The 23,440-nt window shown below is 65.6% G+C and carries 19 protein-coding genes; 9 read left to right on the top strand and 10 right to left on the bottom strand.

Annotated elements, in window-relative coordinates; all coding sequences use genetic code 11:
* Nucleotides 1-182: 182 nt before the first annotated feature.
* From ASC83_RS18810 to ASC83_RS18850, 9 genes are all read right to left on the bottom strand, one after another.
* Nucleotides 183-1,166, bottom strand: a complete 984-nt coding sequence (locus ASC83_RS18810) for a catalase (RefSeq protein ID WP_235509416.1) — start codon at nt 1,164-1,166, stop codon at nt 183-185.
* A gap of 76 nt (nt 1,167-1,242) precedes the next feature.
* Nucleotides 1,243-2,355, bottom strand: coding sequence for an aldose epimerase family protein (locus ASC83_RS18815; RefSeq protein ID WP_056066161.1), 1,113 nt, complete (start codon nt 2,353-2,355; stop codon nt 1,243-1,245).
* A gap of 9 nt (nt 2,356-2,364) precedes the next feature.
* Entirely contained in the window at nt 2,365-3,294 is a 930-nt protein-coding gene (locus ASC83_RS18820) for a DMT family transporter (RefSeq protein WP_056066163.1), read from the bottom strand.
* 83 nt (nt 3,295-3,377) lie between these two features.
* Complete coding sequence (gene garD / locus ASC83_RS18825; RefSeq protein WP_235509417.1) at nt 3,378-4,952, bottom strand: galactarate dehydratase; 1,575 nt, start codon at nt 4,950-4,952, stop codon at nt 3,378-3,380.
* A gap of 69 nt (nt 4,953-5,021) precedes the next feature.
* The gene (locus tag ASC83_RS18830; RefSeq protein ID WP_056066169.1) at nt 5,022-6,314 is read right to left on the bottom strand and encodes a TRAP transporter large permease; all 1,293 of its coding nucleotides are present in this window, start codon (nt 6,312-6,314) and stop codon (nt 5,022-5,024) included.
* 52 nt (nt 6,315-6,366) lie between these two features.
* Complete coding sequence (locus ASC83_RS18835; protein WP_056066172.1) at nt 6,367-6,855, bottom strand: TRAP transporter small permease; 489 nt, start codon at nt 6,853-6,855, stop codon at nt 6,367-6,369.
* A gap of 89 nt (nt 6,856-6,944) precedes the next feature.
* Complete coding sequence (locus ASC83_RS18840; protein WP_056066174.1) at nt 6,945-7,922, bottom strand: TRAP transporter substrate-binding protein; 978 nt, start codon at nt 7,920-7,922, stop codon at nt 6,945-6,947.
* 41 nt (nt 7,923-7,963) lie between these two features.
* Complete coding sequence (locus tag ASC83_RS18845) at nt 7,964-8,845, bottom strand: SMP-30/gluconolactonase/LRE family protein (RefSeq protein ID WP_056066177.1); 882 nt, start codon at nt 8,843-8,845, stop codon at nt 7,964-7,966.
* An 8-nt stretch (nt 8,846-8,853) separates the two neighbouring features.
* The gene (locus ASC83_RS18850) at nt 8,854-9,672 is read right to left on the bottom strand and encodes an NAD(P)-dependent oxidoreductase (protein ID WP_056066180.1); all 819 of its coding nucleotides are present in this window, start codon (nt 9,670-9,672) and stop codon (nt 8,854-8,856) included.
* A 122-nt stretch (nt 9,673-9,794) separates the two neighbouring features.
* On the opposite strand from ASC83_RS18850, the gene ASC83_RS18855 reads away from it, so the two are divergent.
* The 8 genes from ASC83_RS18855 to ASC83_RS24030 all read left to right on the top strand — a co-directional run bounded on the left by ASC83_RS18855 (nt 9,795) and on the right by ASC83_RS24030 (nt 20,474).
* On the top strand, nt 9,795-10,523 hold the full coding sequence (locus ASC83_RS18855) for a FadR/GntR family transcriptional regulator (protein ID WP_056066183.1): 729 nt from the start codon (nt 9,795-9,797) through the stop codon (nt 10,521-10,523).
* Nucleotides 10,524-10,826: 303 nt separating this feature from the next.
* Nucleotides 10,827-12,266, top strand: coding sequence for an aldehyde dehydrogenase family protein (locus tag ASC83_RS18860; protein ID WP_056066186.1), 1,440 nt, complete (start codon nt 10,827-10,829; stop codon nt 12,264-12,266).
* Between the two features lie 244 nt (nt 12,267-12,510).
* On the top strand, nt 12,511-12,867 hold the full coding sequence (locus tag ASC83_RS18865) for a DUF2946 family protein (protein ID WP_056066189.1): 357 nt from the start codon (nt 12,511-12,513) through the stop codon (nt 12,865-12,867).
* Between the two features lie 135 nt (nt 12,868-13,002).
* Nucleotides 13,003-15,216 carry a TonB-dependent siderophore receptor gene (locus ASC83_RS18870; protein WP_056066564.1) on the top strand — a complete coding sequence of 738 codons (2,214 nt, stop codon included), beginning with the start codon at nt 13,003-13,005 and terminating at the stop codon, nt 15,214-15,216.
* A gap of 19 nt (nt 15,217-15,235) precedes the next feature.
* A complete protein-coding gene (locus tag ASC83_RS18875; protein WP_056066192.1) occupies nt 15,236-16,792 on the top strand; it encodes a PepSY-associated TM helix domain-containing protein in 1,557 nt (518 codons plus the stop codon).
* 59 nt (nt 16,793-16,851) lie between these two features.
* Nucleotides 16,852-18,642: an ATP-binding protein gene (locus ASC83_RS18880; RefSeq protein ID WP_056066194.1), complete on the top strand. Its 1,791-nt coding sequence runs from the start codon at nt 16,852-16,854 to the stop codon at nt 18,640-18,642.
* A 570-nt stretch (nt 18,643-19,212) separates the two neighbouring features.
* Nucleotides 19,213-19,767, top strand: a complete 555-nt coding sequence (locus ASC83_RS18885; protein WP_056066200.1) for a pesticin C-terminus-like muramidase — start codon at nt 19,213-19,215, stop codon at nt 19,765-19,767.
* The gene (locus ASC83_RS24030; RefSeq protein ID WP_156379563.1) at nt 19,764-20,474 is read left to right on the top strand and encodes a hypothetical protein; all 711 of its coding nucleotides are present in this window, start codon (nt 19,764-19,766) and stop codon (nt 20,472-20,474) included. Before ASC83_RS18885 ends, ASC83_RS24030 begins: the two co-directional genes overlap by 4 nt.
* A gap of 115 nt (nt 20,475-20,589) precedes the next feature.
* On the opposite strand, the gene ASC83_RS18895 is transcribed toward ASC83_RS24030, so the two are convergent.
* Nucleotides 20,590-22,227 carry an iron ABC transporter permease gene (locus ASC83_RS18895; RefSeq protein ID WP_056066567.1) on the bottom strand — a complete coding sequence of 546 codons (1,638 nt, stop codon included), beginning with the start codon at nt 22,225-22,227 and terminating at the stop codon, nt 20,590-20,592.
* A gap of 121 nt (nt 22,228-22,348) precedes the next feature.
* On the opposite strand from ASC83_RS18895, the gene ASC83_RS18900 reads away from it, so the two are divergent.
* Complete coding sequence (locus ASC83_RS18900; protein WP_056066206.1) at nt 22,349-23,413, top strand: ABC transporter ATP-binding protein; 1,065 nt, start codon at nt 22,349-22,351, stop codon at nt 23,411-23,413.
* Nucleotides 23,414-23,440: the final 27 nt, after the last annotated feature.

The raw sequence follows: 23,440 nt of genomic DNA on the forward strand, positions 1-23,440 counted from the left end.
CTCCCCTGGCGTCGTTGTCTCACCTTGTCGTACTGCTTGTACTGCCTGCGGCGAAACGCCTAGCCAGGGCCGCTTCGCTGAGTTTTGTGAGCCGCTCTCAGACCGGGATTCAACACCCTCACTGTTTTTCTGAGTACCGTGGGGGCTTCCTCACGAAGCGCCCGGTCGCCGCACCCCGCAGGTCACCCAGCGCCACGGCCTTTCTGGCTTTCGAAATACACCACCTTGCGGGCCCGCATCACGTCGCCCAGGGGCCGGTGCGCAGCCAGGGCCTGCCAGGGGTCGAACACGGCGGCCTCCACCTCGGCGGCCAGGGCTGCGTCGGCAGCCGGGTCCTGCCTTGGCAGGGTGAGCCGGGCCACGGTGGTGTAGGGCGTGGGCCAGTCCACGCTGGCGTCTTCAATGGGGGTGGTGGCCTCGTCCACAAAAGGCTGCAGCTGCAGGTCCCACTGCAGGTCCTGCTGGCGCAGGCGGCCGGAGAATTCGGCATCCCAGTCGTGCTGTACCTGCCTGACGGGCGCGCCGTTGGATGCATGGGGCACGAGGCGCACACGCACGGCATAGGGCCCGCAGGCAATGGGCGCAGCGCTGAACATGGCATGCGATGCAAAGCCCCCAAAGGGCCGCCCAAAGGTCTTGACCGTCTTGGCGATCTGCCGGGCCGCACCCAGCAAGCCATGGCGCTGCACCAGGAACTTGATCAGCGCGCCGCCGCCGTGCGACGCAGCGACCACAAAATCCACAAACTCTGCGCTCTGGGGGAAGGCGAACTTTTCCTGGTTGATGAGCAGGAAGTCCTGGCTTTTTGCGGGCCCGTTGCCCAAGGCAGAGTCGCCCTGCACTCCCCGCACACTGATCGCAAAGCCCCGGATGTCGGGCTTGTGGTCCGCCGCCTTGTCCATGCCGCCGTTGCTCAGCCGCACCCGCACGTCGTACTGCGCCGGCTGCGCGAACAAGCCCTGGGCCGCAAACGCGGGCAGATCGCCCAGCACCTCCAGGCGGCCATACGCGGCGGTCAGCTGCTTGCGGTGCAGCCCCCGCCCGGCGCCATATTTTTGCGACTTGCGCGCCTGCAGCTCGGCAAACTGGCGCGCATAGCCCGCAAAGCGCTGCGCTTCATCGGGTGCCACCACTTCTTTCCACTGGGTGCTGGGGGCGTTGGACATGTGCATGAGCCACCTCGGTTAAGAGCCAGGCGGCATGGTAGCGCGGCACGGGCTTGCCAGGCCAGCCCATCGGCCGTCAGCCCCCGATGAAGCGGTACACGATGGCGCCCCGCACCACTTCGCCCGGCAGCCACCAGCGCACCGGAAAGCCCGCATGGTTGGGCGCATCCGGGTACTCCATGGGCTCCAGGCAGATACCGTCGCCCGGCTGCCAGAGCCAGCCGCCCTGCCCCGCACCACGCCCCAAGTCCCGCGCGGGGTCGGCCTTGAGGCCGTGGCCTGCATACACCTGCACACCCGGAGCGGTGCTCCACACCTCCATCGCGCGGCCGCTCACCGGTTCGCCCAGCAGCGCGGCCAGTCGCAGGCCCGGTGGCGTGATGGATGACGACGGAGGGGCAAGGGGGGCCGCCTGTTCGTCCAGCACCAGGTAGTGGTCCAGCCCGCCCGCCACGGCCAGCTGCTCATGGGGTGTTGCGATGGCGTCCGCCACAGCGCGGGCTTGGCGGAAGTCGAAGGGCGTGCCCTGCACCGCAGCCAGCGCGCCCGTGGGACACACATCGGCCGCCAGGGGCACATAGCGGCTGGCGGGCACCTGCAGGGTGTGGCCGTGGGTGCTGCCCTGGCCTGCCAGGTTGAAGAACGCATGCCCGGTGAGGTTGAGCACCGTAGGCGCATGGAGCACCTCGGCCGTCCAGGCCATGTGCAACGCGTTGTCCACTGTGACCTGCAGGTGGAGCTGCAGGCGCACCGTGCCGGGCACCCCGTCGTCCTCGGTGCGGAAGGTGTGGCTCATGGTCAGTGCATCAGCCTGCACGTGTTCCACCGCAAACACCTGGAAGCGGCTGCCGAGCGGGCCGCCGTGGTGATGGTGTGGCCCGCTGTTGGTGGGCAGTTGCTGGCGCGATCCATCCGGCAGGGTCAGCGTGCCCGCACGCAGACGCCCCGCCCAGCGGCCGATGAGGGCGCCCATGGAGAGCTGGCCGTCCAGGTAGCCCTGCAGGCTGTCGTAGCCCAGCGCCACATCGGCCAGACCGCCCTGACCGTCGGGCACCGCCACCTGCACCAGCCGTGCGCCATAGTTGCTCACGGCCACCTGCAGGCCGCCGGGACTGCGCAGGGTGAACAGGTCGGTGCGCTGGCCGTGCAGGTCGCGCTGGAATGCGTCTCGGGAGAGTGTGTAAGCCATGGGCCGAGTCTATTTGGTGGCACTAGCCGTATCGCGCGTGACCAGCCAAATGCCCACACACACCAGCACCAGGGCCAGCAGGTTTTTCCACTCCCACAGCGCCTCGCCCAAAAACAGTGCCGACAGCGCCGCGCCAAAGATCGGCACGGTGAAGTTGAACACCGTGATCTGGCTCACCCGGTTGTGCTTGAGCAGGATGCTCCACAGCGAAAACGCGGCCGACGACAGCAGCGCCAGGTACACCAGCAGCACCGTAGAGCCCCAGGTGAAGCCCGTGAGCGCCCCCCCCAGCGACCAGCCAATGGCCAACAACGCCACACCGCCCAGGCCCAGCTGCCAGCCCGTCATCACCACCGAGTCCATGCGCTGCGACACCTGCTTGCCGTAAATGCTGGCCGCGGCCAGCACCAGGGCGGCGATCACCACGAAGCCTTCGCCCAGCAGGGTGAAGTCCAGGTCCACCATGCCGCGCCCCAGGTTGACGACCATCACGCCCGCAAAGCCCACCAGGCAGCCCCACAGCTTGGCGTGGCTGAGGCGGTCGTTGCGATAGACCCAGTGCGCCAGCAGCACGCTGAAAAACGTGCCCGTGGCGTTCATGATGGAGCCCTTGACGCCCGTGGTGTGTGCCAGGCCCACGTAGAAGAACACGTACTGCAACGTGGTCTGCGCTAAGCCCAGCACCACCAACTGGCGCCCGGCCCCGGGCCCCAGGCCCCAGATGACCTTGCGCGTGGCTACAGCCCAGGCCAGCAGGATCAACCCGGCGCCCAGAAACCGCCAGCCTGCGAATACGAGCTGCGCGGGGACGTCATTGCGTGAGATGCCGAACCAGGCGTACCCGGTCTTGATGGCGGGGTACGAGCTGCCCCAGAGCAGGCAGCACAGCAGCGCCAGCGCCACCACGACCTTGCGGTCAGAAAATCGGGAATGCCCCATGAGATGCGGTCTTTCAAGGACAACAGCCCTTGCAGGCAAGGGCTGTTGAAGGGGGAACACAAAGGGCCTGGGCCCGGCAGGGTTTAGGTGACGGGCGCCGGGTTGAACAGCACCAGCGCGTTGTGCAGTTGCCACTGCTCGGCCCAGGTCTTCTTGCGACCGCTGGCCACGTCGAGCAGCAGGTGGAACATCTCCCATCCCAGCTGTTCGATAGTGGCCTCGCCATCGGCGATCTTGCCGGCGTTGATGTCCATCAGGTCGTGCCAGCGGCGGGCCAGATCAGTGCGCGTCGCGACCTTGACCACAGGGCACTCGGCCAGACCGTAGGGTGTGCCCCGGCCGGTGGTGAACACGTGCAGGTTCATGCCGGCAGCCAGTTGCAACGTGCCGCAGATGAAGTCGCTGGCGGGCGTGGCGGCATACACCAGGCCGCGCTGGTCGCGGCGCAGCTTCTCGCCCGGGGCCAGCACATGCGCAATGGGCGCAGTGCCGCTCTTGATGATGGAGCCCATGGCCTTCTCGGCGATGTTCGACAGCCCGCCCGCCTTGTTGCCCGGCGTGGTGTTGGCCGCGCGGTCCACGCGGCCCCGGTCCAAATAGCGGTCGTACCAGCCCAGCTCGCGCACGATGGATTCGGCCACCTCGGGTGTGGCGGCGCGGCTGGTGAGCTGCTCCACGGCGTCGCGCACCTCGGTGTTCTCGCTGAACATCACGGTGGCGCCCGCGCGCACCAGCAGGTCGGCGCAGAAGCCCACGGCCGGGTTGGCGGTGACGCCCGAGAACGCATCGCTGCCACCGCACTGCACACCCAGCACCAGCTCGCTGGCGGGGATGGTCTCGCGGCGGCGGGCGTTCAGGCGTTCCAGGTGCGGGCGCGCGCTTTGCACGATGTGGTCGAGCATGGACATGAAGCCCACATGCTCGTCGGCCTGCAGGCACACCGTCTCGGGGCCCAGCGCCGCGTCGCGCTCGTCGGTGATGGGGAAGCTGCCCGGGGGCAGCAGCCGGTCGGGCTGCAGCTTCTCGCAGCCCAGACTGACCACCATGACCTCGCCCCCAAAGTTGGGGTTGAGGCTGATGTTGCGCAGCGTGCGGATGGGGATGATGGCGTCGGGCGCATCAATCGCCACGCCGCAGCCGTAGGTGTGCTCCAGGCCGATCACATCGTCCACATGGGGAAACAAAGGCAGCAGCTCGGCCTTGATGCGGCGCACGGCCTGCGCCACCACACCGGCCACACACTGCACGGTGGTGGTGATGGCCAGGATGTTGCGCGTGCCCACCGAGCCATCGGCGTTGCGATAGCCCTCGAAGGTGTAGCCCGTCAGGGGTTCAAGCACCGGCGGTTGCACCGTGGCCATGGGCAGCCCCTCCAGCGCACGGGCCGAGGGCATCTGCAGCAGGCGCTCATGCACCCAGCTGCCTGCGGGGATGTCTTTCAGCGCATAGCCGATGGGAACGTTGTAGCGGCGCACCACGCCGCCTTCGGGGATGTCCGCCAGCGCCACCTTGTAGCCCTGCGGCACCTTGTCGCGCAGCGTGATGCCCGCGCCCGGCACACCGTCTGGCAACAGGGTGCCCGCAGGCAGGCCACCGTCGTTGGCGACAATGGCGACGTTGTCCTGGGCATGCATGCGGATGGTGAGAGCTTGTCGCATAGGTCCGTTCAATTCACAAGGTACGCGGGTTTCAATCCGCCCGGTGGCCGAGCCATCACTCCTGCCAGGTCAGCCGCCGCCCTTGAGCACCAGGTCTGGCAGCCACATCGAGAACTGGGGCACATAGGTCACCAGCATCAGCGCCACGATGAGCGCACTGTAGAACGGCCAGATGGTCTTCATCACCTCGCCCACCGACACGCCCCCGATGGTGCAGCCGATGAACTGCGTGGTGCCCACGGGAGGGGTGTTCAGGCCCAGCGCGCAGTTGATCAGCATGACGATACCGAACTGCTCCGTGCTCATGCCGAACTGCTGGCAGATCGGCAAAAAGATGGGCGTGCAGATAAGGATGGTGGCCGCCATGTCGAGAAAGGTGCCCAGCACGAACAGGATGATGTTCACCGACAGGAAGATCACCCAGGGCGAGGTGCTCATGGACTTGAGCGCATCACCCGTGAGCTCGGCCACACCGTAGAGGCCGATGAGGTAGCCGAACATCGACGAGATGCCGATGAGCAGCAGCACCGTGCCCGTGGTCTTGACGGCCTTGGACGCGGCCTTGAGGAACTGCTCGCGCGTGAGCTTCTTGTAGACGAAGACCGACAGAATCAGCGCCCACAGCACTGCGACCGACGCCGACTCGGTAGCGGTGAACGCCCCCGACAAAATGCCCGCGATGATGATGACCACCACGGCGAGGCCTGGTACCGAGGCGCGGAACGAGATCCACACAATCTCCCAGCCCGGGAAAGTGCCTGCGGGGTAGCCGCGCTTGACAGCCACGAAGTAGGCGGCAGCCAGGTTGCAAATGGTCAGCAACAGGGCCGGCACGATGCCTGCAAGGATCAGCGCCGCAATGCTTACCTTGCCCCCAGCCGCCAGCGTGAAGATGATGAGGTTGTGCGAGGTGGGCATGAGCGCGCCCACGAGCGAGGCGTGGGTGGTCACGTTCACCGCGTAGTCAGCGTGGTAGCCCTCCTTCTTCATCTGCGGGATGAGCACGGCGCCCATGGCCGACACGTCGGCCACCGGCGATCCCGAGACACCGCCAAACAGCGTGCAGGCCAGCACATTGCTCATGCCCAGGCCGCCACGCACATGGCCCGCCACGCTCTTGGCGAAGTTGACGATGCGGTCGGCGATGCCGCCGTACATCATGATCTCGCCGGCAAAGATGAAGAACGGGATGGCCAGGAACGAGAACGGGTTCATGCCCGAAATCATTTGCTGGAAACCCACGGCCAGGGGCAGGCCTTCGTACAGGATGGTGGCCAGCGAGGACAGGCCGATCGAGAAGGCCACGGGCACGCCCAGCAGCAGCAGCAGCGTGAAGCTCACGCACAGGATGGTCAACGCCATGATGGTGGAATCTTTGTAGGGACGTTAGGGGGCGGAGGGACAGTGAGGCCGCTCAATGCCAGGCGGGCTCTACTTCCGTGCCACGCAGGATGGCGACGATGTGTTCCAGCGAGAACATGGCCACCAGCACGCCAGCCATGGCGGGCGGCACGTACTTGAAGGCTTCGGAGATGCCCAGCGTGGGGATCTTGTACGGTGCCACCGATTCGGCCAGCACGCCGCAGTTCCAGGCCATGACGATGCCGAACAGCAGCACCAGCGCGTGGATCAGCAGCTCGAGCTTGGTGCGCAACCAATCGGGCGCCAGCACCAGGAACGATTCGAGACCGATGTGGCCCGCATCACGCACGCCCACAGCCATGCCCAGCATGGTCACGTAAAGCACCAGCAACACGGCGCCGCTCTCGGCCCAGGTGGGTGTGTCATTGAAGATATAGCGGCCGATGACCTGGTAGAGCACGGCGCAAACCAGCAGGACCAGCCCTCCCACCCCGAGCTTCAGGCAGGCGCGCGCAATGAAAGCGCAGAGTCGCGTGTACATAGTGGACATTCAAAAACAACAACAACTGGGAACGGGCAGGCGGCGGGCTGTTCCCGGTCCCGCCTGCCCTGGAGGCTCTGGCTTCTGGCTTACTGCACCGCGTCGATGCGCTTGACCATGTCCTGCAGCTTGGGGTCCTTGAGGAACTTGTCGTACACCGGCTTCATGGCAGCCTTGAAGGCCACCTTGTCGATATCCACCACCTGCGCGCCGCCAGCCTTCACCGTGGCCAGGGATTTCTCTTCGCGCTCGTCCCAGATCTTGCGCATGTAGCCCACCGACTCCTTGGCGGCGGCGCGGATGGCCTTCTGGTCGTCAGCGCTCAAGGTGTCCCACACCCGCTTGCTGAACAAGAGGATCTCAGGCGCCATGGAATGCTCGGTCTTGTTGAAGTATTTGGCGACTTCGAAGTGGCGCGAGCTTTCGTAGCTGGGGTAGTTGTTTTCTGCAGCGTCCACCAGGCCGGTCTTGAGCGCGGTGTAGACCTCGCCGAACGGCATGGGGGTGGCGTTGGCGCCCATGGCTTCGAGCAGGGACACCCACAGGTCGCTCTGCTGCACGCGCACCTTCAGGCCCTTGACGTCGGCCAGGGTCTTGATGGGCTTCTTGACGGTGTAGATCGAGCGCGCGCCGCTGTCATAGAACGCCAGGCCCACGAAGCCCTGCGATTCGCAGTCCTTCAGGATCTCGTCGCCAATGGCGCCGTCCAGCACCTTGCGCATGTGCTCCTTGTCGCGGAACAGGAAGGGCATGGTGGGCACCATGGTGGCGGGGCAGATGTTGTTCATGGGCGCGACGTTCACGCGCGTCATGGCAATCGCCCCCAGCTTGGTCTGCTCGATGGTGTCCTTCTCGATGCCAAGCGACCCCTTGGCGTAGACCTTGATGCTGTGCTTGCCGCCGGTGGCCTTGGACAGCGTCTCACCCATGTGGCGCACGGCCAGCACGGTGGGGTAATCCTCGGGGTGGATGTCCGACGAGCGGAACTCGGTGGCCTGCGCGGCCAGGCTGCCGAGCAGGATGCCAGCGGCGATGGCCACGCGGCCAAAGAGGTGTGGAACGTTCATGGTGCTTTGTCTCCGGGGTTGAATCGGTTGGGGTGCCGCGCTCAGGCGGGCGGGTACGGGGCCTCTGCGAGCCCTTGGGTGCCCGGGCGGGTCACGAAGACCGCGCCGCCGTGGGCCACATCGTTGCCCTGCGGCTGGCCGGGGCGGATGGAGGTGATGAAAAGCAGGTCCATGTCGGGCCCACCAAAACTGCACATCGAGGGCTTGCTGACCGGCACGGCCAGCGAGCGGTCCAGCACGCCCGATGGGGTGAAGCGATGCACCATGCCAGCGTCGTTGGCGCAGATCCAGTAGCAACCATCGGTGTCGATGGCCGCACCGTCCGGCCGGCCGGGCAGTTCGCGCATATCCACCAACAGACGGCACGGCCCCAGGCTGCCGTCTTCGTGCAGGTCCAGCGACCATATCTTTTGCACGCTGGGGTGGCTGTCGCTGAGGTACATGGTGGCGCCATCGGGGCTGAACGCCAGGCCGTTCTGGGTGACCAGGCCTTCGATCAGCGGCGCCGAGAGGCCGCGCGCGTCCTGCCGGTACAGGCCGCCAGCGGGTTGCGCCAGCGACATGTCGCGCACCATGGTGCCGGCCCAGAAGCGCCCCTGGCGGTCACAGCGCCCGTCGTTGAAGCGCATGCCAGCTTGCGGGTGCTGCACGGCAGAGATGAGGGTGCAGACCAGAGTGCCGTCATCGGCAGGCTGCAGGTGGAAGATGCCCGTGTCCATGCCAGCGATGAGCCCGCCGCTGGCATGCAGCGCAATGCAGGCCAGCCGCTCCGGCGTCGCCCAGCTCATCAGTTGCCGGTCGGCCCAGCGCAGGCGGCGCAGCGCGCGGCCTTCGATGTCCACCCAGTACAGCGCCTGCTCGACCGTGCTCCACAGGGGGCTTTCGCCCACCTGGTCCTGGTGGTGAGGCAACAGGAGTTCCATGGCCCCACTCACTCGAACGGACCGGTGCGCACAAAAGGCCCGCCCTGGTAGATCACGGCCGGGTCCGTCAGGTCGGGCTGCGGGTCTGCAGCCTCCACCTTGGCGCGGAAGGGCTCGGAGCTGTCCTGCGGGCGGTAGCCGATGTGGCGGGCGAGTGTGTTGTCCCACCAGGTGGTGGTGTTGTCGCCTATGCCATAGATGATGCTGTGGCCCACCACCGGCGCTGTGAGGCTGGCCACGACCAGGCGCTCCAGGTCGTCGTAGCTCATCCAGGTGGCCAGCATGCGGCGGTTGCGCGGCTCGGGGAAGGAGGAGCCGATGCGCAGGCACACGGTTTCGATGCCGTAGCGGTCAAAGTAGAAGCGCGAAAGGTCCTCGCCAAACGCCTTGGACAGGCCATACAGGCCATCGGGCCGCGCCGGGTCGCGCAGGCCCACCACTTCGTCCTGGCGGTAAAAGCCGGTCACGTGGTTGGAACTGGCAAACACAACGCGCTTGACGCCTTGCTTGCGAACGGCCTCATAGAGGTTGTAGGCGCCAATGATGTTGGCCTGCAGGATGGGGTCCCAGGGCTGCTCGGTGGACACGCCGCCCAGGTGCACCACAGCGTCCACGCCCTCCAGCAGCGGCAGCATGGCGCTGGCGTCTTCCAAGCGCGCGGGGCGCAGTTCTTCGCCCGGCGCCTCGCTGCCCAGGTCGGCGATGTCGGACAGGCGCAAGGTGGTGCAGTACGCCTTCAGGCGCGTGCGCAATTCACGCCCCAGTCCGCCAGCGGCCCCGGTCAATAACAAGCGTTGAAAACGGATCGGTGTCGGGTGACAGGGCATGGCTTTTGCGGAGGTTCTTGGTACAGTGGCGTTACACGCAGTTGAACGTCATCAGTTGTCATACAACGAGGAGGCAATGTACTCCTTTCAACCCGTCCAACACATAGGGATAACACCGAGACATGAGCATCGACATCGCCCCACGCCGCAAGCCCCGCACCCTGGCCCTGGAGCTGGTGGACTCCCTGGGTGACCGCATCCGCGACGGGCGCTTGGCACTGGGCGACAAGCTGCCCACAGAGGCCGCGATCATGGCCGAGTTCAACGTCAGCCGCACGGTGGTGCGCGAGGCCATTTCCAAGCTGCAGGCGTCGGGCCTGGTGGAGACACGGCATGGCATCGGCACGTTTGTGCTGGGCCTTGGGCAGGCCCCGGGCTTCAAGATCACGCCCGACCAGTTCAGCACCCTGCGTGACGTGATTGCGGTGCTGGAACTGCGCATCGGCGTAGAAACCGAGGCCGCCGCACTGGCCGCGCAGCGCCGCACGCCCGCCAACCTCAAGACCATGCGCGAGGCGCTGGACACCGTGGCGGCGGCCGTGGACGCCGGGCGCGACGCGGTGGCGGCGGACTTCCAGTTCCATCTGGAGATCGCCCGCGCCACGCAGAACAGCCACTTCGCCGAGCTGATGGGCACACTGGGCAGCATGATCATTCCGCGCGCGCGGCTGGATTCGGTCGAAGCCCCCAACGACGAACGCAGACAGTACCTGCGCCGGGTCAATGGCGAGCACGAGAGCATCTACGACGCCATCGTGGGCCAGGACCCCGACGCAGCCCGTGCAGCCATGCGCACCCACCTGGCCAACAGCCGTGAACGCCGCCGGCGTGCACAGGCCGAGGCTGGCTGAAGGCCAGGGGTCGTGTCGATGCGCCCCACCCCATGCGCCGACCTGTCGCCCTGCGGGTCCGAGGCACCCTGCGGGCTCAGCCGGCAGGAAGTGATCCCATGAGTAGTTACCCGGGGTGCCCAAAAATGCACTGATGTTGTACGATGACATACAACAACAAATCCGCAGCGGCCATGCCATGGCGTGCGGCCTTGCCTGAATGGGCAGCCCCTGTAGCGGCCAGCGCTCCTGGCCACGCAGCCCCGCCACCGGGGCTGTGATTCGAATTTCTTCAACCACCCACCCTTTCACACCACCACCGCCATGCACGCAAACCTGATCGCCGGCAACTGGACCGAAGGCGTCCGCACGTACCAGAACACCAACCCCTCCGACACGCGCGACGTGATCGGCGACTACGCCGTGGCCAGCCGCGAGCAGGCACTCGACGCCGTCGCTGCAGCGCACGCGGCCTTCCCGGCCTGGAGCCTGTCCACGCCCCAGCAGCGCTTCGACATCCTGGACGCGGTGGGCAACGAGATCATTGCCCGCAAGGCCGAGCTGGGCGACCTGCTGGCCCGCGAGGAAGGCAAGACCCTGCCCGAAGCCATTGGCGAAGTGGGCCGCGCGGCCGCCATCTTCAAGTTCTTTGCGGGCGAGGCGCTGCGCCCCGGTGGCGAGATGATCCCGTCCGTGCGCCCCGGCGTGGGCATCGAGATCACCCGCGAGCCGCTGGGCACCATCGGCATCATCACGCCGTGGAACTTCCCCATCGCCATCCCGGCCTGGAAGATCGCCCCGGCCCTGGCCTACGGCAACACGGTGGTCTTCAAGCCCGCCGAGGTGGTGCCGGGCTCTGCCTGGGCGCTGGCCGACATCCTGCACCGAGCGGGCCTGCCCGCTGGTGTGTTCAACCTGGTGATGGGCCGGGGTTCGGACGTGGGCGCCGTGCTGCTGGAAGACGAGCGCATTGCGGGCGTGAGCTTTACCGGCTCGGTCGGCACCGGTCAGCGCGTGGCAGCGGCCTGCGTGCCACGTGGCGCCAAGGTGCAGCTGGAGATGGGCGGCAAGAACCCGTTTGTGGTGCTGGACGACGCGGACCTGAACGTGGCCGTGGGCGCGGCCATCAACAGCGGCTTCTTCTCCACCGGCCAGCGCTGCACCGCCAGCAGCCGCGTGATCGTGACCGAAGGCATCCACGACCGCTTCGTGGCCGCCATGGTCGAGAAGATGAAGACCCTGAAGGTGGATGACGCGCGCAAGACCGGCACCGACATCGGCCCCGTGGTGGACGACCGCCAGCTCGCACAAGACCTGGAATACATCGGCATCGGCCAGCAGGAAGGCGCCAAGCTGGCATTTGGCGGTGAAGCACTGGAGAAGAACGCCGACGGCGCCCCAGGCTACTACCTGCGCCCCGCCCTGTTCACCGAGACCACGCCCGGCATGCGCATCAACCGCGAAGAGATCTTCGGCCCCGTGGTGAGCGTGTTGCGCGCCAAGAACTACGAAGAGGCGCTGGCCCTGGCCAATGACACGCCCTTCGGCCTGGCCAGCGGCATTGCCACCACCAGCCTCAAGCACGCCACACACTTCAAGCGCCACGCCCAGGCCGGCATGGTGATGGTGAACCTGCCCACAGCGGGCGTGGACTACCACGTGCCGTTCGGCGGCCGCAAGAGCAGCAGCTACGGCCCGCGTGAGCAAGGGCGTTACGCGGCAGAGTTCTACACCACGGTGAAGACCGCATACACGCAGGCCTGAGACGGGCGCGACACAAGCCTGCGCCCGCGACGGCACTCCAGCCCCGGAGTGGCGATGCCAAGCGCCTGCACCGCGCCGGCGCGCACCGGCACTGCACAGGTCGTTCGCCAACGGTTTTTCAGGCAAATCGACCGCAATCGCTAGTGAATCATGCGCTGATAGCTATTATTTGTATAGCAACAATAATCCACCGGCTCTGCGCCGCTGATTCCGGCCACGACGGCAGCCGCTATCATCGCGCCCCATGACCGCCCTCCGAACCTTCTCTGCGCTGCGCCTGTGGGTGCTCGCATGGTTCGTGGCGTCGATGGGGGTGGCCATTGCGTCGCCACTGGTGCACCCCCAGGCCTTTGAGGTGATCTGCTCGGGCGCGGGCGCCATCAAGCTGCTGGTGCAGACCGACGATGGCACCGTTGAAATGGGCGCGATGGGCATGGACTGCCCGCTGTGCTCCACCCCCAGCGCCCCGCCCCCCACACCGGTCGCCGCCGTGCTGCCGCCCCACCCCCTGGCCCATGCGCTGCAGCCCGTCGAGGCCGCCCGCATTGCGGCCGTCACTGCAGCCCCCCTGCCCGCACGCGGGCCCCCATCGCGCTCTTGATCTGAAGCTTGTTGGCAGTGCCCGGTACCTGGTGGTCGGGTGCTGCCTCGTTCCCGCTGGTTTCCAGATGGCGCAGCCCTGCGTGCACCCCACGCGGGCGTGGCTGCGCTGTCGCTTCAAGACAAGAGCGTTTTCATGTCCCGTATTTCCTTTGCTTCGCGCAGCGCTGCGGCCTTGCCGCGCCTGCCCCTTTCCCCTCTGTGCCTTGGCGTACTTGCCACCTGCGCACTGTCGTCTGTCGCAGCCCATGCACAGACCAACACCCCACCCACAATGCAGGCCGTGGATGTGGTCGATGCCGCCGCATCGCCCAACGGCAAACTCAACCTGGACACGCCCGTGGACACAGGCAGCCGCATGGGTCTGACGGTGCGCGAGAACCCCGCCTCCGTCACTGTGGTGGACCGCGCCACCATCGACGCACGCGGCGCGCAAGACACGCAGGAGATCCTGCGCGCCGTGCCGGGCGTGGTGGCACACAACGCACCGGGTTCGATGTCTGCGCACTACCGGGGCTTCACCAGCAACTCGGTGGCGCAGCTCTACAACGGCATCAACCCGCAATACGGCAGCGCCACACGCGCGGTCGACAGCTGGATCTACGACCGTGTGGAGGCCATCGGCGGCGCGTCGAGTTTTCTGTACGGCTCGGGCGGCGTGGGTGGCTCCATCAACTACATCACCAAGACGGCAGAGCGCAGTGACTTTGCCGAGGGCCAGCTGCGCCTGGGCTCCTACGACATGAAGGAAGTGTCCGTGGGCCTGAACCGCCGCATCGCCGGCGGCAACGGCACTGCAGGCCCTGCCCACTACGCACGCATCGACCTCAATCACCGCAACGCAGGCAGTTGGACCGAGGGCACCAAGACCCAGTCCACCCAGCTGGCCACCTCGCTGCTGTCGGACCTGGGCGGCGGCTTCAGCCACACGCTGACCTACGAATACCAGAAGGACCATGTGGACCGCCCCTACTGGGGCACGCCGGTACTGAACCCCGCCGTGGGTGCACTGACCATCGACCCCGCCACGCGCTTCAAGAACTACAACAGTGCCGACGGCGTGTACGAGCACCGCGTGCAGTGGCTGCGCTCGGTGGCGCAGTGGCGCGCGTCGGATGCATTGCAGCTCAAGAACACGTTCTACGGGTACGACGCGCTGCGCGACTATCGCAACGTGGAGATCTACACCTTCAACGCTTCCAACACTGCCGTCACCCGCACCTCCCCCTATCTGCAGCGCCATGACCAGACACTCGTGGGTGACCGGCTGGAGGGCACCTACCAGGGCCAGCTTGCAGGCCGAAAGAGCGACTGGGCCTTTGGCCTGGACGTGAGCGTGAACAAGCAGACGCGCTTCCCGTTCGGCCCCTCGGTCACGGTGAGCACGGTCAACCCCTACCACTTTTCCACCGAAAACTTCTTCGACATTCCCGGCATGTCGCCCGTCCTGAACCCGGACAAGGACAACAAGATCACCAACACCGCGCTGTACCTGGAAAACCGCACCCTGGTGGCCTCCGGCGTAAACCTCATCACCGCACTGCGGCACGAGCGCATCGAGCTGGACCTGGTGAACCGCCGCGCCGTCACAGCCACCGCACCCGCCACCTTCAGCCGCAGCTACCACCCCACCACGAGCCGTCTGGGCGTGGTGTGGGAGATTGCGCCCGGCGCCAACCTGTATGCGCAGGCCTCCAACGCGGCAGACCCACCCTCGGGCTCGCTGGCTTCGGCCTCGTTTGCCGATGTGCGCAACAACAGCGAGCTGACCACGGGCCGCCAGGTCGAGCTGGGCAGCAAATTCGACTTCTGGGACGGCAAGGGCAGCGCCACGATGGCAGCCTTTGAAATCCGCCGCAAGAACATCGCCTCGCAAGACCCGTCCAACCCCAACCTCACGGTGCTGGTGGGCGAGCAGTCGTCCAAGGGCATCGAGCTGTCGGCAGGCGTGCGCCCCACGCCGCAGTGGCAGCTGCAGGGCAACCTGTCGCTGATCCGCGCGCGGTATGAAAACTTTGTGCAGGGCGGCGTCTCGCGCGCGGGCAATGTGCCGCAACTGGTGCCGCAGCAGGTGGCCAACCTGTGGGCCTCGTACGCGATCACGCCCACCGTCACGGCCAGCGCGGGTGTGCGCCATGTGGGCAAGGTGTATGGCAATGCGGCCAACACCAAGTTCTGGCCGTCATACACGCTTCTCGACCTGGGCCTGGCCTGGAAGGTCAACAAGACCACCACGCTCACCACCCGCGTGCGCAACGCCACCGACCGCATCTACGCGGCCGAGACGCGCGACCAGGTCTACCTGGGCGCACCGCGCACGCTGGACGTGACGCTGCACACCGCGTTCTGACGCAGGCGGAGCACCGGACATGCCACACGCCAAACGCTGGCTGTACCTCGTCCACCGCTGGCTGGGCGTGTTGCTATGCGCCTTCTTCGCCATGTGGTTCGTCTCGGGCGTGGTGATGATGTACGTGGGCTACCCCAAGCTCACGCAGGCCGAGCGCCTTGCCCATCTGCCGCCACTGAGCAGCACCATGCTGGGCCCCGAGCGCCTGCTGGAACCCGCCGATGCCCTGCAGCGCGCGGGCCTGGTAGGCCCGCTGCAGGACCTGCGGCTGGCAGTGGCCACCGGCGGACGCGCCGTGTACCTCGTGGTGCCCGCAGTACCCACCGGCGACGCCGCGCCACGCCCGCGCAGGGCACCTGCGCCTGCGGTCATCGACGCCATCACCGGCGAGCGGTTGCAGCGTGTGGACGCCACGCACGCCATCGCCTCGGCCCGCGCCTTTGCACAGGAAGCTAACCCGTCCATCGACTACGAGGGCACCATCGACGAGGACGCCTTCACCCACTCGCGTGCGCTGGATGTGCACCGCCCGCTGCACCGCCTGCACCTGGGCGACAGCGCGGGCACCGTGGTCTATGTGTCGGGCACCACCGGCGAGGTGGTGCGCGATGCACCGCTGCAGGAACGCGCCTGGAACTACGCAGGCGCCTGGATCCACTGGCTCTACCCCTTCCGAGGCAATGTCTTCAATGACTACTGGACGGACATCGTGAACTGGCTGTCCATCGCAGGCATCGTGCTCGCGGTGACGGGCACGGTGGTGGGCGTGCTGCGCTGGCGCTTCCGGGGCCGGTACAAGACGGGCGCGCGCACGCCGTACAGGGGTTACATGATGCGCTGGCACCATGTGTTTGGGCTGGTATTTGCGGTCATCGCGTTCACCTGGATCTTCAGCGGCCTCATGTCCATGAACCCGTGGAAGATTTTCGACAGCGGCGCAATGCCACTGCGCCAGCAGGCCATGAATGGCGGGCCCCTGCAAGTGCCCGCGCAGGCAGCAGCCGTGCAAGCCTTGCTCTCTGCGGCGTCGCCCAACACCCGTGAACTGCGGTGGGTGCGCCATGCCGGCCACACGCTGGTGCTGGCCCACAGCCCCACAGGCGCCCCGACGGTGCTGGACGCCATCACCGCCGCCGCGCACGTGTGGGCCCCAGGTGCTGTGGCCGAAGCCGCCGCGCGCCTGTTGCCCCACGCGGTGGTGCGCACCGACACCCTGACCGCCTACGATCTGCACTACTACGACCGCGCTGCCCACACCATGACTGGCGGCGCCGAGAAGCCTTTGCCCGCGCTGCGCGTGGTGTTCGACGACCCGCACGCCACCTGGGTGCACATCGACCCGCACACAGGCGCCGTACTGGGCCGCACCGACAGCCACCGCCGCACGAGCCGCTGGCTGTTTGCCATGCTGCACAGCTGGGACTGGCTGCCGCTGCTGGAGCGCAGACCGCTCTGGGATGTGATGCTCATCGCGCTGAGCCTGGGTGGGGCGGTGATGAGCGTGACAGGCGTCATACTGGGGTGGCGCAGGCTGGGTACGAAACTGCAAGGACCGCAGTGGCGCAGCAGCCGCTAGTGACCAGGGCGCAGTGCGCGCCTATGATGGCTATCGTTGCGCTTGGAAAACTTTTGCCCATGACGGCCCCTAAACCGCCCTCCGCCACCGCCCCCGAGCGTTCTGCCACCAGCAGTGCGGCACCGCACCTCAAGCGGCCATCCAGCCTGCCTTTGCGTGCCATGGTGACATGGGGTACGGCCTTGGTCTTGATCATGGCCTGGGGTACGGTGGCTCTTCTTATGGATGTGTCACGGCGCGATGCCATGAACGCGCAGGTTCGCCAGAACAGCAATCTCGCGCTGAGCCTGGGCGAACAGACCGTACGGGTGATGGCGGCCGTAGACCAAGCGACCCTTCGCATGCGTGACACTGTGCTGGCCAACGACTTTGAAAAGGCAGACTTCACGCGGTTCGCCAACGAGACCGGGCTTGCCCCCTTGATCCTGACTCAGCTCTCACTGGTCGGCTCCGACGGCCGGTTCGTTGGAAGCAACATCGACCCCACCGGCGAGAAAACGGGTCACGTTGACCTGTCCGAGCGTGAGCATGTGCAAGTGCACCTCCATCCCTCCGCGTCGGAGACGGTCCGTCTGCAGCAGACGCCTAGCGGACTGTTTGTGGGCAAGCCCGTGATTGGGAAGGTGTCCGGCAAGGCCACCATCCAGTTGTCGCGCAAGATTCAGGACGCTGGCGGTGGCGTAGCCAGCGTGATTGTTGCCTCCGTGAACCCCGGTTACTTTGAGGACGTCTATCGCGGAGTTCAATTGGGGCGAACTGGTGTCGTGACACTTATCGGAAACGACCGCACCATTCGAGCAAGAGTGATGGGAGGACAGAGCGTCGGAATGGGAAGCGTAGTGCCGCGCAGTCCGGACAACAATGCAGAAGAACGCGGCCCCAGCGGCCACTACGTGCGCTCGAGCGGCATCGACGGTATCGAACGCATTTATGCCTACAGCCGTGTTGGCACCTACCCTCTGATGGTGGTGGTGGCCACCAGCACCGACGAGGCCTTGCAGGAATGGCGCGCTAGCCGCAATGTGGCCCTGTTCACCATGGCGCTGTTCAGTGTGGCGCTGGTGGGTGCAGCGCTGATCTTTGTGCGCAGCGTGCGCCAGTTGGAGAGCACCAACGCCGCACTGCGCATCAGCGAGGCCGAGGCCCGCTCGGCCAGCCAGGCCAAGAGCGAGTTCCTGGCCGCCGTCTCGCACGAGTTGCGCACGCCCCTCACCAGCATCCGCGGCTTCGCAGAACTGATGGAGCTACGGCTGGAGCAGCCCCGCTTCAAGGAACAGGCCAGCCTGATCCGCAAGGCGGCAGACCACTTGAACGCCCTGCTCACCGAGATCCTGGACCTGGCCAAGGTGGAAGCAGGTGCCATGCCCCACATGCCCACCGAACAGAACGTGACCGAGATTGTTCAGTCCACCGCCGACTTCTTTGCCGTCACGGCCGCCAACAAGAACCTGGCGCTCCATGTGCGCATTGCCCCTGACGCCCCCCACACTTTGATGTGTGACGGACTGCGGCTCAAGCAGGTGCTCAACAACCTGCTGTCCAACGCCATGAAATTCACGACCGCAGGCTCGGTCACCATCGAAGTGGACGCCAGCAACGACGCCGTCCGCTTTCATGTGGTGGACACCGGCCCGGGCATCCCGGCGCACCTGCACGAAACGATCTTCGAAAAATTCCGCCAGGGCGACGACCAGGTGAGCTACCAGCACGGTGGCACGGGCCTCGGGCTGGCGTTGTCGCGGGCGTTGGCGGTGCTGATGGGGGGCACGCTCACACTATCCTCTGCGGAGGGCCAGGGGTCGCGCTTCACGCTGACTTTGCCCCGCGAGCCGGGCATGGAGTCTAAGTAACCAGATCTGTGCTGGTGCGATACGTTGAACGTTTTGTGTCCAGTGCTCCGTACAGCACCCGCCTCAGATGCAGTTCGCAGCTGCGATCCAACATTCCCATATCGTTGAAATACGAAGGCATCAGTCGGTTCTCCAATCGAACTCACAGCGCCAACGTCTATGTCAAGACACGTTGCCTTTTTAGGCTGATCAACTGAAGCGTATGTAACGCTCGTTGCCTTTGAATGCGGGACAAGGTGACCAGATGTTCTACCGCACCGTACAGCTTCAAATGAAGCGGTCGCCGCCTAGCCTCTATTGCAATGGCGTCGATGCGTTTTTTGCACCCGGCCCACCACTCAGTAGCCGTTGCAACTGGAGACGAAATAAAGCTGCGTGAGATGCGTTATCGAATCAATACAGAGAACAATGCGCCGCGCGGGAGGGTACTTCCGTCACAACGCCCATTTGAGCAGATGGGCGAGCCAAGGAATAGTGCAGATGAGTCCGCAGTAACGGCTCAACTTGAGGCTCTACATCAGTAAATCTGCTCGCACACTTTAAAAACAGATACGAAAACAAGAATCAAGAATGCCTGACTTAATTGACTATTCATTTCTGAGCGACCTAGAGGGCGGTCGCACCACTAGTGGCTACGTTCCGGCAACTGCGGTGAGCAAAAGCGGTGTAACGATTGCGACCGGTTTTGACTTGGGCCAACGGTCAGAAGCAGACTTGAAGCGACTGGGCTTGCCTGCCAACCTGATCGAAAAATTAAAACCGTACCTCGGCGCCAAGAAGGAGGACGCCAAGAAACTGCTGGATACAACGCCGCTCACAATCACATCCTCCGAAGCAGAATCTATCGACAAGGCTGTTAAATCTGCTCACTTGGCCACGGTAAAAATTAAATACGACGCAGCCTCTAGCGAAAAAAGCTTTATAGATTTGCCAGCAGAGGCTCAAACCGTGATCGCGTCGGTATCCTTCCAATACGGGAAAAATCTGGATGCAGCGACACCGAAGTTCTGGGCAGCCGTCACAAAACAGGATTGGACGGAAGCAGCAAAAATCTTGAGGAACTTCGGCGATGTTTTCCCAACCCGCAGAAAGAAGGAAGCAGCGCTTCTGGAAAACATCAAGTGAACAAATTTCTACTCACTACAGCAGCAACTGTTTATCTCTCGTTGGGCGCATCACAAGCGGCGAGCCATTCCGCTCACAAAGCACTCACCCAGGTAAGCCCCCAGAACGCTGCTGTGGCGGCCGCACTTACGGACCTGAAGGGGGCGCTTTCTGTACCCAGGACGGCTTTGCCATTTGACAACGGGGGCGTGGCAAACAACTGCGCGCAGTATTCCAATCTTTTGTCTACCAGTGCTCCGGACGAATCCACACGCAGTGCGGAAATTCGCAGCGAATACCTGGTGTGTGACGCATTGCGAATGGTCGGCACCCAGCCTTTTATCGTGACCCAAGCCGCCCTGCCTGCCAACGCGGTCAAAGCGCTTTATGAACGCTTGGACCTGCGCACCTTCCCGTCCTCACTGCGCAACCGTGCAGACGGTCCAACCCACACGCCCAAGACTCTCTTGGGTTTGGGCAAAGTGACCATGAACCGAGACACCGTGGAGATCGAAACGGACACGCAATTTTTCAGCCTCAAGATCGTCGGGGTGGTGAGCCGCCCGGCCACCGAAGCGGGTAGTGAACGCCTGCAGAAAGAATGGATTGTGTGGGTTGGCGATGAGCTGAAAGACGGCAACTACAAGTCTTACCGCACATTGATCGTGCGCCCGTCTCGTGACTCGCGTGGTGACCGTTACACAGGAACGCTCTACCCCGTGCAATGACGTCCGACCAACGACAGCGGCGCCTTGGATCTTGGCGATCTGTCGAAGAAGTGGCGAGACCGTTCACCATCGGCCCCCCCGCCTCCCTCTGCCTCGGTGGCTTTGCAGTCTGGCACTACGCCCGGCTGCGCAATGTGCGGCTGAGCAAAATCACCGGCACCAGCCCCACCGCCACCAACGCCAGCGACGGCAAGGCCGCCTCGCCCAGGCGCTCGTCGCGGGCCAGCTGATAGGCCACCACGGCCAGGGTGTCGCTGTTGAAGGGGCGCAGCACCATGGTGGCGGGCAGCTCCTTCATCACGTCCACAAACACCAGCAGCGCTGCGGCGGCGGTAGAGCGCTTGAGCAGCGGCCAGTGCACGCGTGCCAGCAGGCCTGCGCTGCCCATGCCCAGCATGCGGGCAGAGTCGTCCAGGCTGGGCGGAATCCGCGCGTAGCCGCTCTGCATGGATTGCAGGGCGACTGCACAAAACCGCACCAAGTAGGCCCACACAATGCCAAAGGCCGTGGCCGTGACCAGCGCGCCCACGCCCCACTGCGGCATGGCCGCCTGCAGCCAGCCCACGGGCAACAACAGCCCCACGACGATGACGGCGCCCGGCACGGCATAACCCACGCTGGCCAGCTGCACCACGCCACGCGTGATGGCGTCGGGCTGGCGGCGCACCGCAAAAGCCAGGGCGAGCGCGATGGCGACGGCCAACGCCGCAGTGATGCATCCCAAGCGCACGCTGTGCCAGGCCCATTCCATGAACCGCTCCCACGGCAGCACCGACCAGTCGGCCGCCAGCGGCCGCAGCATGAAGACCACCGGGGCGACAAAACCCATGACCACCGGCACCGCACAGACCACCCAGGCGGCCCATCGGCGCGCACCATGCAGCCGCAGCGGCTGCGCCTCGGCCGAGCCAGCGCGCCCGCCGCCGGTGGCAAAACGCATGCGCTTTTGCGCGCGGTGCTCCAGGTGCAGCAGCGCCATCACCACCACCAGCAGCATGGTGGCCAGCTGCGCGGCGGCCAGGCGGTTGTCCATGGACAGCCAGGCTTTGTAGATGCCCGTGGTGAAGGTCTGGATGCCGAAGTAGCTGGCCACGCCAAAGTCGGCCAGGGTTTCCATCAGCGCCAGCGCCACGCCAGCCGCCACGGCCGGGCGGGCCAGCGGCAAGGCCACGGCGCGGATGCGGCGCGGCAGCGGTGCGCCCAGCAGGCGTGCGGCCTCCATGAGGTGAGCAGCACGCTCACCCAGCGCCGTACGCGCCAGCAGGTACACGTAGGGGTAGAGCGAGAAGATGAACACCCACACCGCGCCGCCCAGGCTGCGCACCTCGGGCAGCAGGCGGCCTTCCAGGCCGAAGGTGTTGCGCAGACCCACCTGCAGCGGGCCGCTGAACTGCAGAAAGTCGGTGTAGGCGTAGGCCGTCACGTAGGCCGGCATCGCCAGCGGCAACAGCAGCAGCCATTCAAAGGTGCGGCGGCCCGGAAAGTCGAACAGCGTGACTGCCGCAGCCGCCAGCGTGCCCACCACGGCCGCGCCCAACGCTACCAGCACGCTCAGCCACAGCGTGGTCCACACATAGCCGGGCAGCACCGTGGCTGCCATTTCGCGCAGGATGGCGCCCGTCTGCGCATCGCCCTGCCCGGTGGGCGAGAACGGCAGCCACGACGCCAGCACCGCCAGCACCGGCAAGGCCAGAAAGCCTGCAAACAGGATCAGCGGGATGCTGCGAAAGACAGAAGACGGCGTGCGGCGCAAGGCGATGGGCTCGGCAGAGGAAAGAAAGCGCACACCTGCCGAAAGGCATGGGCACCGCAGCACCCAGGAATGCAAATGCGAATTTTAAGCATTCACTCCACCCCGCCTAAAATGCACAGATATGTTTCTTGAGGTCTCCCAACTCGAAGTGCACTACGCAGGCCGCGCACAGGCCGCCGTGCAAGGCGTCACGCTCAGCCTGAAAGCGGGTGACATCGGCGTGCTGATCGGCCCCTCCGGCTGCGGCAAGACCACCCTGCTGCGCGCCGTGGCCGGGCTGGAGCCCGTGACGGGAGGCGAGATCCGCCTCACCAAAAGCGTGGTCAGCAGCGCCCGCCTGAGCGTGCCACCCGAGCTGCGCCGTATCGGCATGGTGTTCCAGGACTATGCGCTGTTCCCGCACCTGTCGGTGGGCCGCAATGTGGCGTTTGGCATCCACCAGTTGCCCAAGGCCGAGCAGGCCGCGCGGGTGGCCGAGGTGCTGCAGCTGGTGGGCCTGACGGGCAGCGAGCACCGCTACCCGCACGAACTCTCTGGCGGCCAGCAGCAGCGTGTGGCGCTGGCGCGTGCGCTGGCGCCGCGCCCACAGCTCATGCTGCTGGACGAGCCGTTTTCCAACCTCGACGTGGACCTGCGCGAGCGCCTGGCACACGAGGTGCGCGGCATTCTCAAGGCCGCAGGCGCCACGGCGCTGTTTGTGACGCACGACCAGTTCGAGGCGTTTGCCATCGGCGATGTGATCGGCGTGATGAACGAAGGCCACCTGCACCAGTGGGACGATGCCTACACCCTGTACCACCGCCCCGCCACGCGGTTTGTGGCCGACTTCATCGGCCACGGCGTGTTTGCCCCCGCCACGCTGGTGCAGCGCGGCAACAACGTGGTGGCCCAAACACCCTTGGGCGACCTGACTGACCTGGATGAGTGCCCCCTGCCCAGCAGCTACCCTGCGGGTGAATGTGATGTGCTGCTGCGCGCCGACGACATCGTGCACGACGACCACGCGCCCGTGCAGGCGCAAATCGTGCGCAAGTCGTTCCGGGGGTCGGAGTTTCTGTACACCCTGCGCCTGGCCAGTGGCCACACGGTGCTGGCCCATGTGCCCAGCCACCACGACCACGCGCTGGGCGAGTGGATCGGCATCCGCGCCCAGGTCGACCATGTGGTGACGTTTCCGCGTGGCTGAGGCGGTGTTGGAATCAAAATCGGCTGG

This window comes from Acidovorax sp. Root402, from assembly GCF_001425125.1.
GTDB lineage: Bacteria > Pseudomonadota > Gammaproteobacteria > Burkholderiales > Burkholderiaceae_C > Acidovorax > Acidovorax delafieldii.